The organism is Xenorhabdus budapestensis, from assembly GCF_002632465.1.
Classification (GTDB): Bacteria; Pseudomonadota; Gammaproteobacteria; order Enterobacterales; family Enterobacteriaceae; genus Xenorhabdus; species Xenorhabdus budapestensis.
The window spans coordinates 54,221-77,320 of sequence record NZ_NIBS01000008.1 but is presented as its reverse complement, the minus strand read 5'-3'; the positions used below and the strand labels follow the sequence as shown (position 1 = coordinate 77,320).

The window sequence follows — 23,100 nt, the reverse complement described above, 5'->3', positions numbered from 1 at the left end:
TTTTAAGCAAGTTTACTTTTCTTCAATGCCACATAATCCAAGGTACCTCCCAGTAGCAATCCTATGGCACCAATGACAACACTCCAGGAGAGCATAGGAGATATAAAGTCACTGATCTCATTGAAAAGCAGAATATATTTTGGAGAAATAAACAATATCAAAGTGACTAAATGAGTTATCACAAATAGTAGGCTACTTATAATTAACCAGGTAATAAAAATAAGTGCAGCCAATGTCATGGTCAGGAAGGCTAACCGATAGTAATGACTGAATAATGTTCGAGAAATGAAATTATCAGTTTTTTGGGTATAAGCCAGTGTTTTGCGGCAGACAAGTAAGAGAGCAAGCCCCGGTAATCCAAGCACAACGGAGAACAAATAAAACATTGGCCAACCATGTACTTCGGCAAACCAGCCTGCAACTGGACCAACATAAACCCGTCCTATTGCGGATAGTGCAGAAAGAAGGGCAAATTGGGTTGCTGAAAATGATTTATTACAAAGCGTCATTAGTAAGGCAACAAATGCTGCCGTGCCCATACCGCCACAGATATTCTCCAGAAAAATAGCGCCACCCATAACATAAATATCCTTAGGAGTGACGGCAAGTATCCAATAACCGAAATTTGAAACGGTTTGAAGGAGTCCGAAGATCATCAATGCACGGAACAAGCTCCACTTCTGCATCAAATAACCACCATACAGAGCCCCTATAATGGTGGCAGCCAGGCCAAGGGTTTTATTAATCATACCGACTTCAGCCGGATTAAAACCTACTCCGCGAATAAGAAAAGGGGTACTGAGTGAGAGGGCAAAAGCATCAGCCAGCTTATACATCACTATTAAGAGCAGAATAAGCCAGGCATTGTTTCGACTAAAAAAGTCAAATAAAGGCTCAAATACAGCTTGATGTAATGTTTTTGGTGGCGCTGCGTCAATCTGAGGTTCTTTAGCAGTAAGAGTGGCATAAACGCCAATCAGCATCAGACCTGCCATTAACCAGTACATACTATGCCAGCCAATATAAGTCGCTATCAATAACGCCAAGCCGCCGGAAACCAGCATTGCTAGCCGATATCCCAGTACAGAAATAGCCGCTCCAGCCCCTCGTTCTTCCTGTAGCAGAATGTCAGTTTTATAGGCGTCAAAAATAATATCTTGAGAAGCCGAGAAAAAGGCGACAGCAACAGCTAATGCAGCTAACCACCATAAATGTTGCGATGGGTCGAGAAATCCCATTGCCCCGATACTGACAATGAGTAAAAGTTGGGTAATGAGCATCCATCCGCGCCGACGTCCTAAGAACGAGGGGGAATAACGATCCATTGTAGGTGCCCAGAGAAATTTAAAAACATAGGCCTGACCGACTAAAGTGAAAAAGCCGATAGTTTTGATATCAACGTTTTCGACAGTCATCCATGCCTGTAATGTTCCTGCGGTGAGGGCAAGGGGGAGACCAGAGGCAAAACCCAATAAAAGAAGAATACGGTAGTTGCGTATTGTAGATAAACTCAGTGTGTGATTCGTCATAAGCCCTTCTAATACTTTCTGCCCATAATCTATCAGAGGAAAGTTCAACAAAATCAGGCAGAAAGTCTATATTCTGTTACCTGTTAGCGAACGTTCTGTTTAATGAAGGTGCTGATTGACGAATCTTGAGCCATGTCTGCAATCACATCAGATAGTACAGTAGTAACGGCATCAGCGATTTTGGGGTTAGTTGCGTTTAATGGACCCTGAGCATTATAGCTGGTGCGGTAGTTTTTGATTTGCTTACTACCATCTTGAGCATAAACAATAATTGAGATTTCTGCTTTCGCTGCAATATCGTGGCGTAGGCTTCCTTCCTTTACTGTCGCATAAAGTTGATTCACAACGACTTGTAAATTGGCATTCGCCGGAGAGCCAATCATATAACCACGAGCAACCATTTGCTTTTCCAGTGCTTCTTGCAGTAAAAAGCGTAAATCACGTGAAGGCAGCAGCGTAACTAATTTTGCATCACGGTTAATTTGGGCCAGGGCTTGAGATTGCCGATGATCGACCCCACTAATACTGATTGTAATCGCTTTCATTGTAGGATCTGCCGATGGCAAGGTAATTTTAGGTTGAATAGCCAATGTATTGCTGGTGTCTGCACAGCCAGATAAGTTGGCTAGAAAGAGAAGTGCGATAAATGGAGTCAATATTTTCTTTAGCATGTAAGTGTTCTCATTCAGAATACGGATACCCGATATAGTAATACAGGCAGTATAAACTGTCGCAATCATAGCATTGCCGTAGGTAACGGCATATCCCTAATGCTTACTAACTGAAAGATGTGGGGAAATGCTTAAAGTAAACTCTATAAAAGATATTTGGATGCCCTGATGTTATAAATCACGGGAAATAAACTAGAATCAATATATGGTTGATTAATAACCTTTGGTGACTAAGGAGAATGAGATGGTTCGTCAGGAAATAGAAACAAAGTTACAGGCGGCATTTAAGCCTTCTCATCTGGAAGTGATCGATGAAAGTTATCGTCATAATGTACCAGCAGGTTCTGAAAGTCATTTTAAAATCATTGTGATCAGCAATGCGTTTGTTGAGCAGAGAATCCTCAATCGCCATCGCTCAGTATATAGTGTTTTGGCTAAGGAGATGGAAGAAGGAGTACATGCTTTAGCGCTTCATACTTATACAGAAAAAGAGTGGGCTGAATTGGAAGATACCGTTCTGGCCTCACCTGCATGTCGGGGAGGAAGTTCAACGACATCAACTTTATAAGGTTGTACTGTATAACAATACCGTACAACAACATATTACTTAATTTTTTATTAATCTGGTTTTCAAGTTAGACTACAGCCTTCGGGCTGTATTTTTGTTTATATTCATACCGAATGGTCAATATCATGATGTAGCCATTGGGCAATGCATATCACATTAAGTCAACGAATAGTGCATGCTTTTGTCTGCAATTCTCGACTCATACTGTCTGAATCGCTATAATGCTGCGTCTAAATTTTTACAATAGTTTCGTTCGGGGCGCTTCTGATCACAGGGATTCTCGGTTTTTAAATGCGACCGCCCCGGTTCTTGAAGAGTGATGTAATTAACCTGTTTTAGACGTTGCACCATTCTGAAGTTGACCGAGCACTATGATTTTTTTGAGGTAACAAGATGCAAGTTTCTGTTGAAACAACTCAAGGCCTTGGGCGTCGTGTGTCAATCACCGTTCCTGCTGCCGACATTGAAAAAGCAGTTAACAGTGAACTGGTTAATGTAGCGAAGAAAGTTCGTATTGACGGTTTCCGTAAAGGTAAAGTGCCTATGAATATCGTCAAACAGCGTTATGGTGCTTCCGTTCTGCAAGATGTTCTTGGTGATCTGATGCAGCGCAACTTCGTCAATGCAATCATTGAGAATAAAATTAATCCAGCTGGCGCACCAAGCTACAAACCAGAACAGTTTAAAAACGGTGAAGACTTCACTTTTGCAGTTGAATTCGAAGTTTATCCAGAAATCGAACTGAAAAGTCTGGAAGACATTGAAGTTGAAAAACCAGTTGTTGAAGTAAAAGATGCAGACGTTGACACAATGCTGGAAACTTTGCGCAGACAGCAGGCTGATTGGAAAGAAACTGATGAATCAGCGGTTGCAGAAGATCGTGTAACTGTTGATTTCAATGGCTCTGTTGATGGTGAAGAGTTTGAAGGCGGTAAAGCAACTGATTTCGTTCTGGCAATGGGACAGAGCCGAATGATCCCAGGTTTTGAAGAGGGTATCGTTGGTCACAAAGTGGGTGAAGAATTCACAATCGATGTCACTTTCCCAGAAGACTATCATGCAGAAAACCTGAAAGGTAAAGCAGCGAAGTTTGCTATTAACCTGAAGAAAGTTGAACAGCGTGAACTGCCAGAACTGACTGAAGAATTCATCAAGCGCTTTGGTATTGCTGATGGTACTGTTGACGGCCTGCGTGCAGAAGTTCGCAAAAATATGGAACGCGAACTGAAAAATGCAGTGCGTAACCGCATTAAAACTCAGGTTCTGGATGGTCTGGTTAAGACTAACGAAATTGAAGTTCCGGCGGCGGTTGTTGACGGTGAAATTGATGTACTGCGTCGTCAAGCAGCTCAGCGCTTCGGTGGTTCTGAAAAACAAGCTTTGGAACTGCCTCGTGAGCTGTTTGAAGAGCAGGCAAAACGCCGTGTTGTTGTTGGCTTACTGTTAGGCGAAGTTATCAGCAGCAATGAGCTGAAAGTTGATGATGAGCGTGTTAATGCGCTGATCGAAGAAATGGCTTCTGCTTATGAAGATCCGAAAGAAGTTTTTGAATACTATAGCAAAAATCAAGAAATGATGAACAATATTCGCAACATTGCTCTGGAAGAGCAAGCTGTTGAATTGGTTCTGAGCAAAGCAAAAGTTTCTGAAAAAGAAACTGGCTTCAACGATCTGATGAATCAGAACCAACTGGCATAAGTTTTATTTATTGATTACCTGAGGTAATGAATTTTTCTCTCAGTGATGTAAACCCGCAAGCTTGGCCTGCGGGTTTTTTATTGTTCTTGAAAAAAACAGATTTAACCTCATATCCTTTCTTACTATTATGTAAAGGCTTACTACTTTTTATAGAGGGAGAGTCCTCTGTTAGTTAACTTTGGATCATGGTCATCATCGCTTATCTCACGTAGAATCAGTTATGAATGGCACCAGCGTGAGTTCTATTAGGAGACGGAAATGTCATACAGTGGCAAGCAAGATCAATATGCACCTAACATGTCTTTGGTGCCGATGGTGGTTGAACAAACAGCACGTGGAGAACGTGCGTTCGATATTTATTCCCGCTTATTAAAAGAGCGAATTATTTTTCTGACTGGCCCAGTTGAAGATCATATGGCGAATTTAATTGTCGCTCAAATGCTATTCCTGGAAGCAGAAAACCCAGAAAAAGACATTCACTTATATATCAACTCACCGGGTGGGGTTATCACAGCTGGTATGTCTATTTATGACACGATGCAATTTATTAAACCAGATGTGAGTACTATTTGTATGGGGCAAGCCTGCTCAATGGGGGCCTTCCTGCTAACAGCTGGCGCAGAAGGAAAGCGTTTTTGTTTGCCAAATTCCAGAGTTATGATCCACCAACCACTGGGCGGATACCAGGGACAGGCGACAGATATTGAGATCCATGCGCAGGAAATACTCAAAGTTAAAGCTCGTATGAATGAATTGATGGCAAAACATACGGGACAGACACTTGAGAAGATCGTTGAAGATACAGAACGTGACCGTTTCTTGTCAGCCGCGGAAGCCGTAGAATACGGATTGGTTGATAGTATATTTACCCATCGCAACTAATTTATTGATAATTAATTTATTACTCCAACACTATAATTTTAAGGTGACTTTTTGTGCTAACACCTAATTCGGCGGAGTAATGGCAGCGTTTTTTCTGTTATGCCAGAGAGACTGGGATAACAGCTCATAAAGTGAGGTTGACTGATGACAGATAAGCGCAAAGACGGTTCAGGAAAGCTGCTGTATTGCTCTTTCTGCGGGAAAAGCCAACATGAAGTTCGGAAGTTAATAGCTGGCCCGTCAGTGTATATCTGCGATGAATGTGTCGATTTATGTAATGATATCATTCGCGAAGAAATTAAAGAGCTAGTACCACATCGTGAGCGTAGTACATTACCTACCCCTCATGAAATTCGTCAACATTTGGATGATTATGTCATCGGTCAGGAAATGGCGAAAAAAGTGCTAGCAGTAGCTGTTTATAACCATTACAAGCGACTGCGTAATGGAGACACCAATAGCGGTGTAGAGTTAGGTAAAAGTAATATTCTGCTGATTGGGCCAACAGGTAGTGGTAAGACTTTATTGGCAGAAACCCTTGCCCGTTATTTAGATGTGCCTTTTACTATGGCTGATGCCACGACTTTGACTGAAGCGGGCTATGTTGGGGAAGACGTAGAAAATATTATCCAAAAACTTTTGCAAAAATGTGACTACGATGTACAGAAAGCACAGCGTGGTATCGTTTATATTGACGAAATAGATAAAATTTCTCGTAAATCTGATAACCCTTCAATAACACGTGACGTATCAGGTGAAGGTGTTCAACAAGCACTTTTGAAATTGATCGAAGGCACAGTGGCAGCCGTTCCCCCTCAAGGTGGTCGTAAACATCCACAGCAGGAATTCCTTCAGGTTGATACTTCTAAGATTCTGTTTATCTGTGGTGGAGCGTTTGCCGGTTTAGGCAACGTTGTCAGCCAGCGTTTGAATGTCAGCTCTGGAATTGGTTTTAGTGCTACAGTTAAAGGTGAATCGGATAAGGCGACAGAAGGTGAATTGCTTGCTCAGGTTGAACCGGAAGATTTGATCAAATTTGGACTTATTCCTGAATTCATTGGCCGTCTGCCTGTTGTGGCAACGTTGGGTGAACTTAATGAAGAAGCGTTGATCCAAATCTTGCAAGAGCCAAAAAACGCTTTGACAAAACAGTATCAGGCTTTGTTCAATCTAGAAGGTGTTGAGCTGGAGTTCAGAAAAGAAGCACTGACAGCGATTGCGAAAAAAGCAATGGCGCGTAAAACAGGTGCACGTGGACTGCGCTCAATTGTGGAAGGTGTTTTGCTGGATACAATGTACGATCTTCCATCAATGGAACATGTAGAAAAAGTTGTTGTTGATGAGACAGTTGTTGAAGATAAATCCGCACCATTATTGATATATAGCAAGCCGGATGCTCAAGTTTCTGGTGAGTGACGAAAATGGGGTAGGAAGCACCAGCTATCAATACGCATTGAAAAAATAAAATGAGGGAGAATCCCTCATTTTGCTTTTTGCAGACATAGGCTATTGAATGTCAGATTCCTGTCCCCATATATTTTATATTCTTTGAAGTGAAACTCGTGAAAACCGTGTTTCACGAGATTCCTAAAAACTGGCGAAAGCTAAACGAAGAGAGAGCTCTATGAACCCTGAGCGTTCCGAACGCATAGAAATCCCTGTATTGCCTTTGCGTGATGTAGTGGTTTACCCACATATGGTGATCCCTCTGTTTGTTGGGCGAGAGAAATCGATTCATTGTCTGGAAGCAGCAATGGATCATGACAAACAGGTCATGTTGGTAGCGCAGAAAGAAGCATCCACCGATGAACCGGGAGTTAATGATCTGTTTTCCGTAGGTACAGTGGCTTCTGTTCTACAGATGTTAAAATTACCAGACGGTACAGTGAAAGTTCTGGTTGAAGGCTTGCAGCGTGCTCGTATTACAACATTAACGGATAATGGAGAGTACTTTTATGCGCAGGTTGAATATCTGGATTCCCCGATTGTTGATGAGCGTGAGCAAGAAGTCCTGGTAAGAACCGCCATTAATCAGTTTGAAGGCTATATCAAGCTGAATAAAAAGATCCCGCCGGAAGTATTGACATCATTGCACAGCATTGAAGATGCAGCAAAATTAGCAGATACCATCGCTGCCCATATGCCATTGAAAATCAATGACAAACAGGCTGTTTTAGAGATGTCTGATGTTGTTGAACGCATTGAATATCTGATTGCTATGATGGAATCAGAAATCGATCTGTTACAGGTAGAAAAGCGTATTCGTAATCGCGTCAAAAAACAGATGGAAAAAAGCCAGCGCGAATACTACCTGAATGAGCAAATGAAAGCGATTCAGAAAGAATTGGGTGAGATGGATGATGCACCTGATGAATATGAAATGCTGAAACGTAAGATCGAAGACGCCAAAATGCCAAAAGAGGCACGGGAAAAGGCGGAAGCTGAGTTACAAAAATTAAAAATGATGTCCCCAATGTCAGCAGAAGCAACAGTTGTTCGTAGCTACATTGACTGGATAGTGCAGGTTCCCTGGAATGCACGTAGCAAAGTGAAAAAAGATTTGCTGAAGGCGCAGGAAATACTTGATATAGACCATTATGGTTTGGAGCGAGTGAAAGAACGTATCCTTGAATATCTGGCAGTGCAAAGCCGGGTTAGTAAAATCAAAGGCCCAATTCTTTGTCTGGTTGGGCCACCGGGTGTGGGTAAAACCTCACTGGGACGTTCTATTGCTCGTGCGACAGGTCGTAAATATATTCGTATGGCTCTGGGCGGGGTACGTGATGAAGCTGAAATACGTGGGCATCGTCGTACCTATATCGGTTCAATGCCGGGTAAATTAATTCAAAAAATGTCCAAAGTAGGGGTTAAAAACCCACTGTTTTTATTGGATGAAATTGACAAAATGTCATCTGACATGCGTGGTGATCCTGCTGCTGCTTTGTTAGAGGTACTTGATCCTGAACAAAACGTGACATTTAACGATCACTACCTTGAAGTGGACTATGATTTGTCCGATGTGATGTTTGTGGCAACATCCAACTCTATGAACATTTCGGCACCTTTGTTAGATCGTATGGAAGTGATCCGTTTATCAGGTTATACCGAAGACGAGAAGCTAAATATTGCCAAGCGTCACTTGTTGCCGAAACAGATAGAACGCAATGCCTTGAAAAAAGGTGAATTGACCATTGATGATGGGGCGATTATTAGCATAATCCGTTATTACACCCGTGAAGCCGGGGTGCGTAGTTTGGAACGTGAAATTTCTAAGCTGTGTCGTAAGGCAGTCAAGGCTCTGTTGATGGATAAGCAGCTTAAGCATATCGAAATCAATGCTGATAACCTGAAAGATTATCTGGGTGTTCAGAAAGTGGATTATGGTCGTGCAGATACTGAAAACCGTGTTGGTCAAGTCACTGGGCTTGCATGGACAGAGGTCGGTGGTGATTTGCTGACAATTGAAACAGCCAGTGTACCGGGTAAAGGGAAATTGGCTTATACCGGTTCGTTGGGTGAAGTGATGCAGGAATCCATTCAGGCCGCACTGACTGTAGTTCGGGCTCGCGCAGATAAGTTGGGTATTAGTTCGGATTTCCACGAAAAACGTGATATTCATGTTCATGTCCCGGAGGGTGCAACACCGAAAGATGGTCCAAGTGCAGGCATCGCAATGTGTACAGCACTGGTTTCTTGTCTGACAGGTAATCCGGTTCGTGCTGATGTAGCGATGACAGGTGAAATTACTCTGCGTGGTCTTGTTTTGCCTATCGGAGGTTTGAAAGAAAAACTGCTGGCAGCTCATCGTGGTGGAGTTAAAACGGTCATTATCCCTTATGAAAATAAACGAGATCTAGAAGAGATCCCACAAAACGTAATTCAAGATTTGGAAATTCATCCGGTTAAGCGTATGGAAGACGTTTTAACTATTGCTTTACAGGATCCTGCATTTGGTGCTGAGGTTGTCTCACTAAAGTAGTACAAAAATAGTGAGCTAACTCAAGACTCTTTATAAAAACTAGGTTGGTAAGTCAATTCAGGCTTGCCAGCCTTTTTTTGTCTCATTAAGTTAGTTTAATCTAAAGATCTGATTAAATATTTTGCTGTTCTATAATTTCTTGCTAATACTGGAATTGGTTGAGATGACGGCGAGACTGTCGTGTTATCCGTTCTAAATAGGTATTTGTTACGTTAGTAAAACAAAATGGGGATGATAAGAGTGAATAAGTCACAACTGATCGACAAAATTGCTGCTGATGTAAATATTTCTAAGGCAGCTGCCGGGCGTGTAGTAGATGCATTCATTTCTTCAGTATCTGGTGTATTGAAAGGCGGTGATGATGTCGTTTTGGTAGGGTTTGGCACATTTACTGTACGTGAGCGTGCTGCTCGTACAGGACGCAACCCTCAGACAGGCAAGGAAATCAAAATAGCAGCAGCAAAAGTACCCGCTTTCCGTGCAGGAAAAGGGCTGAAAGATGCTGTTAACGGGTAATGAACATAAATAACCTGTCTCATTTACTATGACAGTTATAAACTGACTGGATCTAACTGATAGGTTGGAATATAAGCGCATCACTTGATTGATGCGCTTTTTTTCTCTTAGCGTTCGAATTAGCGTAAGATGATAGTTTCTTTTTCACTAAAGCGGAGTTTTACGTCTTTATGATGGATAACCTACGCACGGCGGCAAACGGCCCAGTGCTTAAAATCGTGTTGGCTCTAATTATCCTGACCTTTTTGGTGACAGGTGTAACAGGCTACCTGTCAAGTGAAGGCGGTAATTATGCTGCCAAAGTGAATGGTCAAACCATTAGTCGTGCTCAGTTAGAGCAGGTATTTCAACAAGAAAAAATTTCATTACAGGAAAGACTGGGAGATCAATTCTCAACTCTGCTAAGTAATGAGCAGCAAGTGAGACTGCTGAAACGCCAGTCATTGGATAGTCTTATTAATGCGGTTTTGCTTGAACAATATGCAAATAAACTGGGTCTATCAGCAAGTGATGAGCAAGTGAAGGCAGAGATCCGCAAACAACCTTATTTCCAGACCGAGGATGGCAAATTTGATAACAATAAATATCTGGAAACGTTAACCAGAGTAGGCCGGAGTCCAGATGATTATGCGGAACAAGTTCGGCAGGAATTGATTACCCGTCAACTTCGTGCAACGTTATTGGGCTCAGAAATTGCTTTGCCGACAGAAATTAAACAGATGGCAGAATTGTCTTTGCAAGAAAGAACGGTTCGTTTGGCAACTCTTGAACTGAAATCAGTTGAAGCAAAGCAGACAATAACAGAGCAAGAACTGAAAAATTACTATGATATGAATAGTAAACGCTTCACAGTGCCTGAGAAAGTCAAAGTCAGCTATATCAAGATGGATGCTGCGGATGAACTGAAAAATGTTACCGTAACTGATGTTGATATTGAAAAGTATTATAAAAATAACCTGTCAAAATATACACAACCAGAAAGGAAGAAATACAGTCTTATCCAACTTGTATCTGAAGCTGATGCAAAATCGATTCTTGATGAATTGAAAAAAGGTGCCGATTTCAGCAAATTGGCAGCAGAAAAATCGACAGATAAATATTCTGCTCAGCAAGGAGGGGAGCTAGGCTGGATGGAAGACAGCTCTTCACCTGATGAGATTAAATCTGCTCATTTAACGGAAAAAGGGCAACTTTCTGATGCCATCAAATTATCTAATGGGTATGCAATCTTCCGTTTGGATGATATTAAACCTCAGGTAGTTAAGCCATTAGCGGATGAGCGCACAACAATAGAAAAAACGGTAAAACAAGAAAAAGCAATTGATGCGTTTTATGCATTGCAGAGAAAAGTCAGTGAAGCTGCCGCCAATGATAATGAGTCCTTAGCTGCGGCAGAACAGGCCGCTGGTTATAAAGCTGCTACTACTGATTGGTTTGACCGAGATCATATCCCAGCTGATATTAATTTCAGTCAGGTAGTTCAGGCTATTTTCTTTGGTAATCTGATGGATGATAAAGGCGCTTCAGGAACAAATTCTGATGTAATCTCTGTTGATGGTGACAGGGCTTTTATTATTCGGGTGGATGATGTTAAACCTGAATCTATTATGCCATTTGAAGAGGCTAAAACTCAGGTTACTGAATTGGTAAAACGTCAAAAAGCTGAAAAACAGTTACAGGTTGATGGTGAAAATCTTCTTACAGCATTAAAAGAAGGTAAAGGTGAACAAGCTCTAAAAACAGCAGGGCTTCAGTTTGGTGAACCAACAGCAATGACACGTATGCCACAAGCCAGCCCGGTTACTGATGTGGTATTTACCTTGCCTCATCCTAAAGGTGGTAAACCAGTATATGGATTAGCTCATGATGGGCTTGGCAATGCTGTTTTGGTTCAATTGAATAAAGTTGTGCCTGGCTCTGTTTCAGAAGAGCAGATTAAACAATATATGATGATTGAGCAGTACCAGATGGGTAATGCTATGCTGGAATCTGTAGTCGCTAATTTACGTGATAATGCTGAAATTAAAATAGGGCAAATTGAGTAAATTGCGAAGTTACTCGCAACTGATTTTGCAAAACAGTAATTGAAAAAGGCCACTTTCGTGGCCTTTCGCATATTTGAATCTTGCCTGTTGTTCTGAATTTTTATTATGGCACTCTTTCCTCCATCAACAAAACATGGAGACATTTTTATGAAGTATTTAAGGATATTATTTAATTCATTTATTCTTACTTTTGGTATTAGTATGCCGTTATCTCATGCTATTGCAGCAGGAGAGGCTGTTAATAAAGTGGTGCTGACACAATCACCTGATCTGAATAAAACCACTACTGAGAAAAATGAATCGAGGGATAAGGGAGAAAAAGCGCTCTCAGGAAAAGGAAGCATTAATATCAATACGGCGAATGCTGAAGAATTAGCGAAAGAACTTAATGGTGTTGGTGCCAAAAAAGCACAGGCAATTATTGAATATCGTGAAAAGTATGGCCCATTCACAGCAATTGAGCAGTTACAGGAAGTACAAGGTATTGGTCCTGCTTTTATAGAGAAAAACCGGGATAAATTAACCTACTGATTAAAAGCCCTCTTGATGAATGTGCTGATGATTTTATCAAGAGGGTTGTGATACTGATCAAAAATAATTGATTAAACGCTATTGTAATTAAAATGTTTTGCTATTGTTAATAAATTGACTGGTCAGATGAGTTGAAAGGAAAATAGCAATGAGCACGATTATAAAAGTCAGAGGTTATCATATCGATGTTTTTCAGCATGTAAACAATGGACGTTATTTGGAGTTTATGGAGGCGGCTCGCTGGGATTTACTCGCTGAAAGTGACATGTTACGATGGCTAAATAATAACAAAATTGCTTTTGTTGTAGCCAATATCAATATTAACTATCGTCATCCTGCTGTATTAGGAGATGAATTGGAAGTGAAATCGTCCTTGCAGGAGTTGCGTAATAAAAGCGGCTCTTTTTTCCAGGAGATTATACGCAAAGGTGATAACCGAATTATCGCCGATTCTATGACTACATTTGTTTGTGTTGATTTAAAAACTCAACAAACGTTGGTACTGGAAGGTGAATTAAGAGAAAGGTTTGGTGAGTTTAAGAATGAAGCAGTGAAGTGAGAGGTATTTTATCCCCCTCACTGATAGCCTGAATTATTTAGTTAAGCTGTGTTTTGGATTTCATTTCTGCCATTGTGGGCTTGGTATTGTTTAAATAAAGATTTAATCCATTAGCTCGAAGATGGCAGGCGGCGCACTCACCACAACCATCACCCTGTATTCCGTTATAACAAGTGAGAGTTTGAGTGCGAACAAAATCCAGTTTCTGGTAATAATCAGCTAATGCCCAAGTTTCCGCTTTGTTCAGCCACATTAATGGAGTTTCAAAGCGGATATCTCTAGCAATACCGAGACAAACAGCATTATTCAGAGACTTGACAAACTCATCGCGACAATCAGGATAACCGGAAAAATCAGTTTCACAAACACCAGTGATAACGGCTTCAGCTTCAACCTGATATGCGTAAATTGCTGCCAGAGTTAAAAACAAAATATTACGACCGGGAACAAATGTATTCGGTAGGCCACTTTTTTCGCTTTCATTGAAATCTGGTACGGGAATGTTATCTCTTGTCAGGCTGCTGATAGCAAGCTCATTCAATAAAGTAACATCAAGTACTTTATGGGCTGCTGCTCCCAGCTCTTTACTGATACAGCTGGCAACATCAATTTCAGCTCGGTGGCGTTGACCATAGTCAAAAGTGACACAGTGAACTTCATCATATTGGTGAAGTGACTGAATTAAACAAGTGGTGGAATCTTGTCCACCACTGAATACAACAACAGCTCGTTTCATGATACCTGCCTCTTTAAATTAAAGGAGATATGTTACTCATAACTATTGAGCTTGGGTAGTTGCGTGAGATATAGCGTGATGTCACCGATATTATTTTTGACCCATTCTGGGTTGTAATAAGTATCAAGGTAACGCTCCCCACTATCGCATAACAATGTCACGATTGAACCCTGCTGGTTGTTGTCGTGCATTTGTTTGGCTAGTTGCAAAGCACCCCAGACATTGGTTCCTGTTGATGCTCCTGCTTTTCTGCCAATGAGTTTTTCGAGCCAGTAGATGGTGGCAATCGATGCACAATCAGGAACTTGGAGCATGTCATTGATAACATGAGGTATAAAAGATGGTTCGGCACGCGGACGCCCGATACCTTCAATTTTACTGCTTGTATTTTTGCGTATTTGTCTGCAATTTTGATGATAGCAGTCGTAGAAAACGGAGTTCTCAGGATCAACAACAATGAGTTTAGTGTTATACCCTTGATAACGCACATAACGACCAAGTGTTGCGGAAGTTCCGCCAGTCCCTGCACTCATGACAATATAAGTCGGTTCAGGGAATGGTTCTAATTCCATTTGGCGGAAAATGCTTTCTGCAATGTTATTGTTGCCACGCCAGTCAGTGGCTCGTTCAGCATAAGTGAATTGATCCATATAATGACCATTCAGTTCTTTTGCCAGGCGTTCTGACTCTTCATAAATCTGGGCTGAATGTTCTACAAAGTGGCATTTACCACCGTAAAATTTGATTTCCTGAATTTTGCGTTTAGCAGTACAAGCGGGCATCACTGCGATAAAAGGCAAGCCAAGTAAACGAGCAAAATAGGCTTCAGAAACAGCAGTACTACCGGATGAGGCTTCAATAATGGGAGTTTCTTCATCTATCCAACCATTACTGAGTGCATAAAGGAAAAGGGAGCGTGCAAGTCGGTGTTTAAGACTACCAGTGGGATGAGTGCTTTCATCTTTGAGATACAGATGAACTCCAGGAAACATGGGGAGGTTGAGTTTAATCAGATGCGTATCAGCACTGCGTTGATAATCAGCTTGGATAGATTTTATGGCATTGGTAGCCCATAAAGACGACATAAATTGACCCCGGATAAAATACATTTTTGACGTATAGATTACTCTTACATTCGGAGAAATAGATTATTATTTTTCTGATATTGCGTTTTATTATTAGGAAATATTTCTACAGGATATAGGTATGTTAGATAAAACAGACCGTAAGCTACTAGCGCTGCTCCAACAGGACTGTAGTCTGTCACTAAATGCGTTGGCAGAAGCCGTTAATTTGACATCTACACCGTGCTGGAAACGTCTTAAGCGGCTTGAAGATGAAGGATATATTGTTGGAAAAGTTGCGTTACTTAATGGTGAAAAACTTGGGTTAGGTTTGACTGTAATTGTGATGATCAAAACTCAACAGCACAGTAGTGAATGGTATGAGCAGTTTGTTGCTTTTGTTAAAGAGATGCCGGAAGTCTTAACATTCTATCGTATGGCAGGGGAATATGATTATTTAATGCATGTAGAAGTTGTTGATATGAAAAGTTATGATCATTTCTACAAACGCATGGTTAATGGGATCCCTGGTTTGATTGATGTAACATCAAACTTTGCAATGGAAAAAATAAAATATACAACGGCGTTACCCATGCCAGATTAGATAATTATTCAAATCTCTTTGGTGAAGTGGTCGCTGATCCTTTTCATTTTTACCCCGGGAATAGGTTTGTGAGATTATTTTCTCAATTAAGTTGGTATTTTCTCAGCGAATGGCGTCGCTATTTAGGTGCTGTCATTTTTCTTGTAATGGTCGCGATATTGCAATTAATTCCACCTCGTTTGGTTGGAATTATTGTTGATGGTATCAGTGCAAAAACAATGTCATCCAGTCAATTATTGATGTGGATAAGCATTATGCTCATCATTGCGCTGGCCATATATGGTCTACGGTACGTTTGGCGGGTATGGCTATTTGGTGCCTCTTATCGATTAGCTGTTAAATTGCGCAGTGATTTCTATCGGAGATTGAGCAGTCAAGATCCTGAATTCTATTTACGTCATAGAACGGGGGATTTAATCGCTAGGGCGACCAATGATGTTGATAGAGTTGTTTTTGCTGCAGGTGAGGGAGTACTTTCTTTAGTTGATGCCTTAGTAATGGGGTGTGCCGTACTCATTGTGATGAGTGTGGAGATAAGTTGGCAATTGACACTATTATCATTGTTACCTATGCCTATTATGGCGTTAGTGATTAAACGATATGGTCAACAACTTCACCATCGTTTCAAGTTGGCTCAAGGCGCTTTTTCTGCTCTCAATAACCATGCTCAGGAAAGCTTGACCAGTATTCGAATGATAAAGGCTTTTGGGCTGGAAGAATTACAATCCAATCAGTTCGAAGAAGTAGCCACTGAGGCCGGACGTAAAAATATGCGTGTTGCACATGTAGATGCACGCTTTGACCCTACTATCTTCATTGCTATCGCGCTTGCAAATTTATTGGCTGTTGGTGGTGGAGGTTGGATGGTTGTGAATGGTTCTCTGACATTGGGAGAATTGACAAGCTTTGTCATGTATTTGGGGCTAATGATTTGGCCTATGCTAGCTCTGGCATGGATGTTCAATATTGTTGAGCGTGGTAGTGCTGCATATACACGGATCCGCAGCTTGTTACAGGAGCCTCTGGTAATTGAGGATGGTTCACACTCCTTATCTGCTGAGCGCGGCACATTGGTAGCAAATATCCAGTGCTTTATTTATCCAGAGTACAGTGTGCCTGTTCTGCGAGATATTCGTTTTCAGTTACTACCGGGTCAATTATTGGGAATTTGTGGTCCGACGGGGTCAGGAAAAAGTACGTTGCTTGCTTTATTACAACGCCAGTTTGATATTGCTGATGGTGAAATATTGTTTCAATCCCACAATGTTTCTGCACTCAGGCTGGAAGAGTGGCGATCACGATTAGCTGTTGTGAATCAGACTCCTTTTCTATTTTCGGACACGGTTGCAAGGAATATTGCCCTAGGGCGTCCTGATGCGACTCAAGAACAAATCGAAGAAGTAGCCCGTTTGGCGAATGTGCATGATGATATTTTGCAGTTACCACAAGGTTATCAAACCGAAGTCGGAGAGCGGGGAGTGATGCTTTCTGGTGGGCAAAAACAACGTATTTCTATCGCAAGAGCATTACTATTGGATGCAGAGATTCTGATCCTGGATGATGCGCTTTCTGCTGTAGATGGTCAGACTGAGCATCGTATCATGAAAAATCTCAGTCAATGGCGGCAGCAACGAACTGTTATTATTAGCGCACATCGATTATCAGCTTTAGTAGAAGCCGATAATGTTTTGGTCATGCAAAATGGTACGATTTTTCAGCAGGGGCAGCATAAACAGCTTATTGCGCAATCTGGTTGGTATTCAGATATGTACCACTATCAACAACTGGAAGCCGCATTGGATGGTCAATATGAGTAATACTGATATGGAGAAATCTAATACGCGTAAACTCTGGTCATCGTTAAAACGCCTGTTGGCTTACAGTAAAAACTATCGTAAGCCAATTGGTCTGGCTGTATTGATGTTATGGATTGCTGCATTGGCTGAAGTCAGTGGCCCGATGATTATCAGCTATTTTATCGATCACATAGTTTCAACTGGCAATCTTCCACTTGATGTTGTTAGTGGTCTTGCAGTTGTGTTTTTGATATTACAGCTGGTGGCGGCTGCTTTACATTATTTCCAGTCCTTGCTGTTTAACCAGGCATCTATTGATGTCGTACAGCAGATCAGGACGGATGTCATGGATTCAGCTCTACGTCAGCCTTTGAGTACTTTCGATAACCAACCTGTTGGGCAATTAATATCTCGTGTGACGAATGATACTGAGGTTATCAAAGATCTATTTGTGAATGTCATCCCTACTGTTTTTCGTAGTGTTGCGCTGATTGGAGCAATGTTGATAGCAATGTTCTTTTTGGATTGGCGTATGGCGTGTGTTGCACTGATGATCTTTCCTGCTGTTTTTCTTGTGATTATAATTTATCAGCGTTTCAGTACACCGATTATTCGGCGGGTTCGATATTATCTTGCTGATATTAATAATATTTTTAATGAGGCCATTAATGGCATGACTGTCATTCAGCAATTTCGTCAGCAAGCGCGTTTTGGTGAGAAATTGTTTGCCACTAATCGGGCCCACTATCAGGCTCGTATGCAGGCATTACGATTGGATGGCATTCTGTTAAGACCTTTATTGAGCTTGTTTTCTGCTGCAGTGTTGTGTGGTCTATTGTTACTGTTTGGCTTTCAGGGAACGGATTTTATTGGGATTGGGGTATTGTATGCATTCATCAGCTATCTTGGACGTCTAAATGAACCACTGATTGAGCTGACAGCCCAACAATCGTTATTACAGCAAGCCGTGGTCTCAGGCGAACGGGTTTTTGAGTTAATGGATAGTCCACAGCAGAAGTATGGTGTTGATCAACAAGCTTTGGCAAGTGGCAGAATTGATGTCGAAAACTTAAGCTTTTCCTATCGCAATGAAAAAGTTGTGTTACATAATATCAATTTGCATGTACCGTCACGGGGCTTTATTGCGCTTGTTGGTCATACTGGGAGTGGCAAAAGTACGTTGGCCAATTTGCTGATGGGGTATTACCCATGGCAAGACGGTGATATTTATCTTGATGGACGATCAGTATCTTCTCTCTCCCATACTGTTTTGCGCAATGGTGTGGCAATGGTTCAACAAGATCCTGTCGTCTTGGCTACCTCATTCTTCGACAATATTACATTAGGGCGAAATATTAGTGAGGAAAAAGTCTGGCAGGTTCTGGAAGTTGTACAACTGGCTGAGTTTGTTCGTAAGTTACCGAGAGGTATAAATTCAAGGCTGGGAGAACAAGGAAATACTCTTTCTGCCGGACAAAAACAGCTTCTGGCAATGGCACGGGTTTTGGTACAAACACCGCAAATTTTGATTTTGGATGAAGCAACAGCGAATATTGATTCGGGAACAGAACAATCTATACAACAAGCTCTACGGATGATCCGTAAACACACAACCTTAGTGATTATAGCTCACCGCCTTTCAACGATTGTTGAGGCTGATTCTATATTCGTGCTGCATCGTGGTGCAATTGTAGAACAAGGTCAGCATCAACAGCTATTGGCAAGGTGTGGCCGTTATTACCAGATGTATCAGCTTCAACAGGTTGGTGAAACATTAAATGAACCTCTGCACATTTAGCGTGCATATTGGGAGTAACTGAAAAGGTTACTCCCTGTCTTACATTTCCTATCAATACGAATTATTTGTAACTATTTGATTATAAGTAATTTTAAATTCTTGGCATCCCCTTTGCAAATATCTTTGTAATGCGTTCCTGCAAATACCATTTTACAAATACAGACAAAAACGGGGGGAGTATGAAACTGATCACTACCATCATTAAGCCCTTTAAATTAGAAGAGGTACGGGAAGCTCTTTCTGATATAGGTATACAAGGTATGACCGTTACAGAAGTAAAGGGATTTGGGCGTCAAAAAGGTCATTCAGAGCTTTACCGAGGAGCTGAATACAGTGTCAATTTCTTGCCCAAAGTAAAAATTGACATTGCTACTCATGATGAACGAGTAGAAGAAATCATTCATGTTATAAAACAAGCTGCTTTCACTGGGAAAATGGGAGATGGCAAGATTTTTGTCTTTGAATTACAGCATGCTGTCAGGATTAGGACAGATGAAACGAATGATGCAGCACTGTGAATGGGAAGGTGAAAAATGAGAAAACAATGGTTAGCTATTATCAGCATCATAGTCGGTATACCTTCTTGTGCTTTTGCTGCGGGAAACACGGTTGATAAAGCTGATACGGTATTCATGCTGATAAATACGATTCTTGTGATTTTTATGACGATACCTGGTATTGCTTTATTTTATGGTGGGTTGCTGCGTCGTAAGAATGTTCTGTCATTGATGTCACAAGTGATAGTAAGTTTTTCACTTGTTTGTGTGCTCTGGGTTATTTATGGGTATAGCATGGCTTTTGAGGCAGGAAACCCTTTCTTTGGGGGATTAACGCAAGTTATGTTGAAAAACTTATCCATTACTGATTTAAATGGCAGTTTCTATAAATTGATTTATGTCGTTTTTCAGGGAGCTTTTGGTTGTATCACTGTAGCTTTGGTTGTTGGAGCTTTGTGTGAAAGAGTCCGTTTTTCTGCCTTATTGATTTTCATTGTCTTGTGGTTTACTGCTTCCTATATTCCTATGGCTCATATGGTATGGGGTGGTGGTTGGCTGGCCCAGGATGGCGCATTGGATTTTGCAGGTGGAACGGTTGTACATATTAATGCTGCGGTTGCGGGTTTAGTAGGTGCTTACTTACTGGGTAAGCGTTCAGGGTTTGGTAAGGAAGCTTTTAAACCACACAACTTACCCATGACTTTTATTGGCACAGCAGTTCTTTATATTGGCTGGTTTGGATTCAATGTTGGCTCTGCAGGGGCCGTGAATGCTATTGCAGCTCTGGCATTAGTGAACACAATGGTAGCAACGGCAGGCGCAGTACTGTCATGGATTTCTTCAGAATGGTTATTACGCGATAAGCCTTCTCTTTTAGGTGCATGCTCTGGTTGTATTGCTGGACTGGTTGCTATCACTCCTGCTGCTGCAACAGTCGGCATTGGAGGGGCTCTAGTCATTGGTGTGATTGCCGGGTTCATCGGTTTGTGGGGCGTAGTCGTATTAAAACGTTGGTTGCGTGTTGATGATGTTTGTGATGTTTTTGGTGTTCATGGCGTATGCGGTATTGTTGGTTGTTTATTAACAAGTATTTTTACTGCTTCCGCGTTGGGGGGAACAGGGTTTGCGGAAGGAATGACTATTCTAAGACAATTTGGCATACAGGTTATCAGTATATTGGTGTGTGTTGTTTGGTCAGCCGTAACCGCTTATTTCTCATTCAAGATTGCTGACCTGGCGGTTGGATTACGTATTAGCGTTGAATCAGAAAGAGAGGGGTTGGATATTACTTCACACGGAGAAAGTGCTTATAACTGATTAGTTTGTTTAAACGCCCACTTTTCTACTTTTTGTTTTGTTGATTATGTTGTCCCGTTCTCGAAATACCCCAAGGCATAGTTTATCTATGCTCTTGGGGTTTCGTTTATTGAGTATGTTTTCGCTTACGGATCACACCCTCCTGAGTAGTAGAGGCAATAAGTACACCTCCACGGTTATAAATATGACCACGAACAAAGCCACGACCTCCTGATGCTGAGGGGCTCTCAATTGCATAAAGTAGCCAGTCATCCATCCTAAATGGGCGGTGATACCACATAGAGTGATCAATAGTGGCAACCTGGATGCCTTTCTCCATAAAATGAACGTTATGAGGTTGTAATGATGTAGGTAAAAAATTTAAATCTGAGGCGTAACCTAGTAGACAATAATGAATATAGAGTTCTTCCGGCAGCTTGCCATTGCTACGAAACCAGACGTAACGAATAGGCTCTTCTGATGAATTATTAATAGAGCGATGGAAATTAATAGGTCTTATTTCTAACGGGGGAGAAGCTGAAAACACACTTTTCAGTTTGTCAGGCAGTTGATGAGAGATATTCTTAATTATTTCTTGTTGAGGTGCTAACGTTTCAGGTAGAGGAACTTTTGGCATTGGACCCTGGTGTTCAAAACCTTCTTCGTGAGCCTGAAAAGAAGCTGTCATGTAAAAAATAGGGTGGCCATTTTGTATGGCACTGATACGGCGGGCACTGAAACTGGCTCCATCACGTAATATTTCAACATCGTAAATAATTGGTTTATGACTATCACCAGGCCGGAGAAAATAGCTGTGGAAGGAGTTCAGTATGCGCTCATCTGTAACAGTTTGCTTTCCTGCATATAGAGATTGACCAATAACTTGCCCCCCAAAAACTTGAGGAAATCCCAAATCTTCACTTTGTCCCCGGTAAATCCCTTCTTCAATCTTTTCCAGATGCATCAGGTTGATTAAATTTTGCAATGCCTGACTCATAATGTGCCCTTATTTTTGTAATATTAGGTAAGTCTTTATAAAATAATAATATATTAATTTCTGATGGATTTTTTATCTTCTTCATAAAATAAAAAATCTATTCAATTTGTAAAGTTTGTCTTTATGTTTTCATCATGAAATGAAATAGGGTGTTATTAATCTTATCAATACTTATTAAAGAATGCGATAGGTGTTTGGTTTTATTATTATTTTTTGATTTTTATGGCTATTTTTATAGATGTTTTTTATCAGAACTATGTGGGTAAGTGACATGATGGTTGAAGTGAGTATGTTTTGATAGATTTCATAAACTTCATTACATCATTTTAAATTGATATTTTAGCTACCAAGTTTGTTTATTGATTATTATGTTTGTTAGTTGTGCCAGTCATTTTTATTGATTAGATATTTAGGTTAATAGTTTTTTTGATGTGATCAAACACAAATTTTTAAGCGCAATTCTTTAAACACCATTTTTCAAACATGATGTTGATTAAATATATTTAAATAGGAAAGTACTAATGATCTATCTTATTAAACTATTTTATTTGTTATTTTGGTTAAGAGCACGATTGTAACTCTTATGTATTAATCCTTAAAAGATAGCATCTCTATTTTGGTTCGGATAATGATACTCAATCAAATGAATAGGCTCTGATTTCATGGAGCCTGAGTTGCTTTGTTATTACAATTGAACAAATTGCCAGTGATGACATGAACCTATAAGCTGTTTTGTATGTTAAAACAACTTTTTTGAAGATTTACCTATCATTGTGGGTAATAAATGGGCATTTAAATTGGAGTGGCTTGCTATTTGAAGTTGTATGAAAGATAATGGCGGCCGCTTTGAAGTTTAAAGCTAACGTCAATGGGGGCTCTATTGGTTCTCCCGCAACGCTAACTTGTTAACTTGGTCAGGTCTGGAAAGAAGCAGCCATAGCAGGGGATGTGTGTGCTGGAATGTTGCTGGTAGAGCCCTCACCCATTTTCGAGACGCGGTTTTTAACCCACCATCTTTACCCTACAATCGGTTTACATATCGACCGATATATGGGGAGCCGATAATAGTTACCGGCTTTCACTACTTCCTATCTGATCACAGCAGCTTAGCGGACAAATTTCCAAACAGATGATGGGATTTTATCATAGAGTTTATTCATGGTGAGTTCAGCTAAACGGTGATCAGCGGCGGAATAGAACAGTTCTAGTTCATCATCCGAAAGCTCGTATTTATTTTTCTCAATTACACGTTCCAGTGTTTCAATAGAAGTGCATTTTCTCAAACGCATCAGATAGTCAGTTTTAGTCATAATAGCCTTATCTTATTTGGTATA

20 protein-coding genes and 1 other RNA gene are annotated in these 23,100 nt (G+C 40.8%); 15 read left to right on the top strand and 6 right to left on the bottom strand.

Annotation, left to right across the window (positions count from 1 at the left end; translation table 11 throughout):
- Positions 1–2: 2 nt before the first annotated feature.
- Together ampG and Xbud_RS09455 are read right to left on the bottom strand one after the other, a co-directional pair.
- Complete coding sequence (gene ampG / locus Xbud_RS09460) at positions 3–1,529, bottom strand: muropeptide MFS transporter AmpG (protein WP_099135830.1); 1,527 nt, start codon at positions 1,527–1,529, stop codon at positions 3–5.
- An 83-nt stretch (positions 1,530–1,612) separates the two neighbouring features.
- Entirely contained in the window at positions 1,613–2,200 is a 588-nt protein-coding gene (locus Xbud_RS09455) for a lipoprotein (protein ID WP_099135892.1), read from the bottom strand.
- A gap of 244 nt (positions 2,201–2,444) precedes the next feature.
- Between Xbud_RS09455 and bolA the strand changes: the two genes are divergently transcribed.
- The 9 genes from bolA to Xbud_RS09405 all read left to right on the top strand — a co-directional run bounded on the left by bolA (position 2,445) and on the right by Xbud_RS09405 (position 12,978).
- Entirely contained in the window at positions 2,445–2,768 is a 324-nt protein-coding gene (gene bolA / locus Xbud_RS09450) for a transcriptional regulator BolA (protein ID WP_099135829.1), read from the top strand.
- A gap of 393 nt (positions 2,769–3,161) precedes the next feature.
- Entirely contained in the window at positions 3,162–4,466 is a 1,305-nt protein-coding gene (tig, locus tag Xbud_RS09440; protein WP_099135828.1) for a trigger factor, read from the top strand.
- 258 nt (positions 4,467–4,724) lie between these two features.
- The gene (gene clpP / locus Xbud_RS09435; protein ID WP_099135827.1) at positions 4,725–5,348 is read left to right on the top strand and encodes an ATP-dependent Clp endopeptidase proteolytic subunit ClpP; all 624 of its coding nucleotides are present in this window, start codon (positions 4,725–4,727) and stop codon (positions 5,346–5,348) included.
- A gap of 144 nt (positions 5,349–5,492) precedes the next feature.
- The gene (gene clpX / locus Xbud_RS09430; RefSeq protein ID WP_099135826.1) at positions 5,493–6,764 is read left to right on the top strand and encodes an ATP-dependent protease ATP-binding subunit ClpX; all 1,272 of its coding nucleotides are present in this window, start codon (positions 5,493–5,495) and stop codon (positions 6,762–6,764) included.
- Between the two features lie 208 nt (positions 6,765–6,972).
- Positions 6,973–9,327, top strand: a complete 2,355-nt coding sequence (lon, locus tag Xbud_RS09425; RefSeq protein ID WP_099135825.1) for an endopeptidase La — start codon at positions 6,973–6,975, stop codon at positions 9,325–9,327.
- Positions 9,328–9,567: 240 nt separating this feature from the next.
- Positions 9,568–9,843 carry a nucleoid-associated protein HU-beta gene (hupB, locus tag Xbud_RS09420; RefSeq protein ID WP_169923052.1) on the top strand — a complete coding sequence of 92 codons (276 nt, stop codon included), beginning with the start codon at positions 9,568–9,570 and terminating at the stop codon, positions 9,841–9,843.
- A gap of 170 nt (positions 9,844–10,013) precedes the next feature.
- Positions 10,014–11,888, top strand: a complete 1,875-nt coding sequence (gene ppiD, locus Xbud_RS09415) for a peptidylprolyl isomerase (RefSeq protein WP_099135823.1) — start codon at positions 10,014–10,016, stop codon at positions 11,886–11,888.
- Between the two features lie 147 nt (positions 11,889–12,035).
- Positions 12,036–12,419 carry a ComEA family DNA-binding protein gene (locus Xbud_RS09410; RefSeq protein WP_099135822.1) on the top strand — a complete coding sequence of 128 codons (384 nt, stop codon included), beginning with the start codon at positions 12,036–12,038 and terminating at the stop codon, positions 12,417–12,419.
- A gap of 148 nt (positions 12,420–12,567) precedes the next feature.
- Positions 12,568–12,978 carry an acyl-CoA thioesterase gene (locus Xbud_RS09405; protein WP_099135821.1) on the top strand — a complete coding sequence of 137 codons (411 nt, stop codon included), beginning with the start codon at positions 12,568–12,570 and terminating at the stop codon, positions 12,976–12,978.
- A gap of 37 nt (positions 12,979–13,015) precedes the next feature.
- On the opposite strand, the gene queC is transcribed toward Xbud_RS09405, so the two are convergent.
- Together queC and Xbud_RS09395 are read right to left on the bottom strand one after the other, a co-directional pair.
- On the bottom strand, positions 13,016–13,714 hold the full coding sequence (queC, locus tag Xbud_RS09400) for a 7-cyano-7-deazaguanine synthase QueC (protein WP_099135820.1): 699 nt from the start codon (positions 13,712–13,714) through the stop codon (positions 13,016–13,018).
- A 32-nt stretch (positions 13,715–13,746) separates the two neighbouring features.
- Positions 13,747–14,799 (bottom strand): PLP-dependent cysteine synthase family protein, encoded by a 1,053-nt coding sequence (locus tag Xbud_RS09395; RefSeq protein ID WP_099135819.1) that lies wholly within the window; start codon positions 14,797–14,799, stop codon positions 13,747–13,749.
- Positions 14,800–14,920: 121 nt separating this feature from the next.
- Here Xbud_RS09395 and Xbud_RS09390 point away from each other — a divergent pair, with 121 nt between their 5' ends.
- The 5 genes from Xbud_RS09390 to amtB all read left to right on the top strand — a co-directional run bounded on the left by Xbud_RS09390 (position 14,921) and on the right by amtB (position 20,790).
- On the top strand, positions 14,921–15,382 hold the full coding sequence (locus Xbud_RS09390) for an Lrp/AsnC family transcriptional regulator (protein ID WP_099135818.1): 462 nt from the start codon (positions 14,921–14,923) through the stop codon (positions 15,380–15,382).
- A gap of 68 nt (positions 15,383–15,450) precedes the next feature.
- Positions 15,451–17,199 carry a SmdA family multidrug ABC transporter permease/ATP-binding protein gene (locus Xbud_RS09385; protein WP_099135817.1) on the top strand — a complete coding sequence of 583 codons (1,749 nt, stop codon included), beginning with the start codon at positions 15,451–15,453 and terminating at the stop codon, positions 17,197–17,199.
- Positions 17,183–18,976 carry a SmdB family multidrug efflux ABC transporter permease/ATP-binding protein gene (locus Xbud_RS09380; RefSeq protein WP_099135816.1) on the top strand — a complete coding sequence of 598 codons (1,794 nt, stop codon included), beginning with the start codon at positions 17,183–17,185 and terminating at the stop codon, positions 18,974–18,976. The genes Xbud_RS09385 and Xbud_RS09380 overlap by 17 nt, the downstream gene beginning before the upstream one ends.
- A gap of 179 nt (positions 18,977–19,155) precedes the next feature.
- Positions 19,156–19,494: a P-II family nitrogen regulator gene (glnK, locus tag Xbud_RS09375; RefSeq protein WP_038262238.1), complete on the top strand. Its 339-nt coding sequence runs from the start codon at positions 19,156–19,158 to the stop codon at positions 19,492–19,494.
- Positions 19,495–19,509: 15 nt separating this feature from the next.
- A complete protein-coding gene (amtB, locus tag Xbud_RS09370) occupies positions 19,510–20,790 on the top strand; it encodes an ammonium transporter AmtB (protein ID WP_099135815.1) in 1,281 nt (426 codons plus the stop codon).
- A gap of 106 nt (positions 20,791–20,896) precedes the next feature.
- Here the strand turns inward: amtB and tesB are convergent, their stop codons facing one another.
- Entirely contained in the window at positions 20,897–21,766 is an 870-nt protein-coding gene (gene tesB, locus Xbud_RS09365) for an acyl-CoA thioesterase II (RefSeq protein WP_099135814.1), read from the bottom strand.
- Between the two features lie 878 nt (positions 21,767–22,644).
- Here tesB and ffs point away from each other — a divergent pair.
- Positions 22,645–22,741: signal recognition particle sRNA small type (ffs, locus tag Xbud_RS09360), an RNA gene on the top strand.
- 131 nt (positions 22,742–22,872) lie between these two features.
- Here ffs and Xbud_RS09355 read toward each other — a convergent pair.
- Complete coding sequence (locus tag Xbud_RS09355) at positions 22,873–23,076, bottom strand: HHA domain-containing protein (protein WP_010845060.1); 204 nt, start codon at positions 23,074–23,076, stop codon at positions 22,873–22,875.
- Positions 23,077–23,100 lie beyond the last annotated feature (24 nt).

What these genes read in the sequence shown, in the direction of transcription:
- ppiD (WP_099135823.1), top strand. Translation starts at nt 10,014, where the DNA reads ATGATGGATAACCTACGCACGGCGGCAAACGGCCCAGTGCTTAAAATC.
- Xbud_RS09390 (WP_099135818.1), top strand. Translation starts at nt 14,921, where the DNA reads ATGTTAGATAAAACAGACCGTAAGCTACTAGCGCTGCTCCAACAGGAC.
- bolA (WP_099135829.1), top strand. Translation starts at nt 2,445, where the DNA reads ATGGTTCGTCAGGAAATAGAAACAAAGTTACAGGCGGCATTTAAGCCT.
- Xbud_RS09455 (WP_099135892.1), bottom strand. Translation starts at nt 2,200, where the DNA reads ATGCTAAAGAAAATATTGACTCCATTTATCGCACTTCTCTTTCTAGCC.
- Xbud_RS09380 (WP_099135816.1), top strand. Translation starts at nt 17,183, where the DNA reads ATGGTCAATATGAGTAATACTGATATGGAGAAATCTAATACGCGTAAA.
- Xbud_RS09410 (WP_099135822.1), top strand. Translation starts at nt 12,036, where the DNA reads ATGAAGTATTTAAGGATATTATTTAATTCATTTATTCTTACTTTTGGT.
- lon (WP_099135825.1), top strand. Translation starts at nt 6,973, where the DNA reads ATGAACCCTGAGCGTTCCGAACGCATAGAAATCCCTGTATTGCCTTTG.
- Xbud_RS09405 (WP_099135821.1), top strand. Translation starts at nt 12,568, where the DNA reads ATGAGCACGATTATAAAAGTCAGAGGTTATCATATCGATGTTTTTCAG.
- amtB (WP_099135815.1), top strand. Translation starts at nt 19,510, where the DNA reads ATGAGAAAACAATGGTTAGCTATTATCAGCATCATAGTCGGTATACCT.
- tig (WP_099135828.1), top strand. Translation starts at nt 3,162, where the DNA reads ATGCAAGTTTCTGTTGAAACAACTCAAGGCCTTGGGCGTCGTGTGTCA.
- Xbud_RS09355 (WP_010845060.1), bottom strand. Translation starts at nt 23,076, where the DNA reads ATGACTAAAACTGACTATCTGATGCGTTTGAGAAAATGCACTTCTATT.
- clpX (WP_099135826.1), top strand. Translation starts at nt 5,493, where the DNA reads ATGACAGATAAGCGCAAAGACGGTTCAGGAAAGCTGCTGTATTGCTCT.
- queC (WP_099135820.1), bottom strand. Translation starts at nt 13,714, where the DNA reads ATGAAACGAGCTGTTGTTGTATTCAGTGGTGGACAAGATTCCACCACT.
- clpP (WP_099135827.1), top strand. Translation starts at nt 4,725, where the DNA reads ATGTCATACAGTGGCAAGCAAGATCAATATGCACCTAACATGTCTTTG.
- tesB (WP_099135814.1), bottom strand. Translation starts at nt 21,766, where the DNA reads ATGAGTCAGGCATTGCAAAATTTAATCAACCTGATGCATCTGGAAAAG.
- ampG (WP_099135830.1), bottom strand. Translation starts at nt 1,529, where the DNA reads ATGACGAATCACACACTGAGTTTATCTACAATACGCAACTACCGTATT.
- Xbud_RS09395 (WP_099135819.1), bottom strand. Translation starts at nt 14,799, where the DNA reads ATGTCGTCTTTATGGGCTACCAATGCCATAAAATCTATCCAAGCTGAT.
- glnK (WP_038262238.1), top strand. Translation starts at nt 19,156, where the DNA reads ATGAAACTGATCACTACCATCATTAAGCCCTTTAAATTAGAAGAGGTA.